Source organism: Nocardioides cremeus (assembly GCF_030518195.1).
GTDB classification, from domain to species: domain Bacteria; phylum Actinomycetota; class Actinomycetes; order Propionibacteriales; family Nocardioidaceae; genus Nocardioides; species Nocardioides cremeus.
This window is the reverse complement of sequence record NZ_JAULSC010000464.1, coordinates 1-215: the sequence shown is the minus strand read 5'-3', so window position 1 is coordinate 215 and position 215 is coordinate 1. Positions and strand designations below refer to the sequence as shown.

At 75.8% G+C, this 215-nt stretch carries 1 protein-coding gene; it reads right to left on the bottom strand.

What is annotated here, in order from left to right:
- The coding region (locus QWJ41_RS21735) for an anion permease (RefSeq protein ID WP_302710579.1) at positions 1-215 on the bottom strand (215 nt) is incomplete at both ends.

Sequence of the window (215 nt, the reverse complement as noted above, 5' to 3'; positions counted from 1 at the left end):
CGCACCGCGCCGGTCCCGAAGACGATGGCGTTGGGCGGGGTGCCGACGGGCAGCATGACGGCGCACGTCGCCGCGAGCGCCGCCGGGATCAGCTGGGTCACCGGGTCGACGCCGCGGCCGGCGGCGACGCCGCCGAGCACGGGGATGAAGGTCGCGGCCGTGGCGGTGTTGCTGGTGACCTCGGTCAGCAGCAGCACCAACGTGACGACGGCGGC